The organism is Nonomuraea sp. B12E4 (assembly GCF_039871825.1).
Lineage (GTDB): Bacteria > Actinomycetota > Actinomycetes > Streptosporangiales > Streptosporangiaceae > Nonomuraea.
The window spans coordinates 1-1,318 of sequence record NZ_JBDPME010000082.1; the positions used below are offsets into that span (position 1 = coordinate 1).

The window sequence follows — 1,318 nt, forward strand, 5'->3', positions numbered from 1 at the left end:
GGGCCCTCGCCCCGAAACGTGGACACCTTGAGTACCGGATGATGGAGATCCGGAGACAAGGAGTTCCACGTGGCGATGAAGTCGTATCCGCCGGAGTTCAAGGCGGACGCCGTCGCGTTGTACCTGTCCGATCCGGCGCGGACGTACGCATCGGTGGCCCGGGACCTGGGCATCAACCGTGAGACCCTGCGCCTGTGGGTGAAAGAGGCGCGCGCGAACGGCACGGCCGGGGCCCAGAAGGCGGGCCCGGTCAAGCGGCCGGCGCGTGCCCCGCTATCGTCCGACGACGTGTTTGAAGAGGAGAACAAGCAGCTCAAGGCCCGGATCCGGGAGCTGGAGCTGGAGCGCGACATCCTGCGCCGGGCCGCGAAGTATTTCGCGGGAGAGACGAACTGGTGAGCCGCTTCGAGTTCGTTGACGACCATCGCGATGCCTTCGGCGTCAAGCGGCTGTGCCGGGTCTTGAAGGTGTCCCGCTCGGGGTTCTACCGGTGGCTCAAGGCCGCGCCGGCTCGGGCGGAACGGGCCGCGGCCGATGCCGCGCTGGCCGAAGAGATCAGGCAGATCCACGGGGAGTTCGACGGCACCTACGGCAGTCCACGCGTCACCGCCGAGCTGCGGGCCCGGGGTCGCCGGGTCAACCACAAGCGGGTCGCGCGGGTGATGCGCCGGTCCGGCATCGTCGGGCTGCATCTGCGCAAGAAGGTGCGTACCACGGTGCCCGAGCCCTCGCAGCAGAAGGTGCCCGACCTGATCCGCCGGGACTTCACCGCACCGGCCCCGAACCAGCGCTATGTCGGCGACATCACGTATCTGCCCGTTGGCGAGGGCCGGTTCCTCTACCTGGCGACCGTGCTGGACCTGGGCTCACGTCGGCTGGCAGGCTGGTCGATCGCCGATCACATGCGCACCGAGCTGGTGACCGACGCGCTGCGGGCCGCCGCCGCGACGCGGGGCGGCCTGGACGGCGCGATCTTCCACTCCGATCACGGGGCCCAGTACGCCTCGGCCGAGTTCGCCAAGGTCTGTGCCGAGCTCGGGGTGCGCCAGTCCATGGGAGCCGTCGGCACCAGCGCCGACAACGCCGCCGCGGAGGCATTCAACGCCACGTTGAAACGGGAGACACTGCAGGGCGCCAAGGGCTGGTCCTCAGCCCGTGAGGCCCGCCTGGCCGTCTTCAAATGGATCACCCGCTACAACACCCGCAGGAGACACTCCACGCTCAGCTACCTCAGCCCCATCGACTACGAGCAGCAGACCACCGCTAGAGTGCTGCTCGCCGCATGACAGCCGGTGTCCACGCTTCGGGGTGAGCCCCC

1 protein-coding gene is annotated in these 1,318 nt (G+C 68.9%); it reads left to right on the top strand.

All coding sequences use genetic code 11. The annotated features are described in order from the left end of the window. The first annotated feature begins 69 nt into the window (after window positions 1-69). Window positions 70-1,286 (top strand): IS3 family transposase gene (locus tag ABGB18_RS49295; protein WP_347702654.1). Its coding sequence is split into 2 segments (ribosomal slippage): window positions 70-379 and window positions 379-1,286, totalling 1,218 coding nucleotides; the frame shifts between segments, so codons are not numbered across the junction. Window positions 1,287-1,318: the final 32 nt, after the last annotated feature.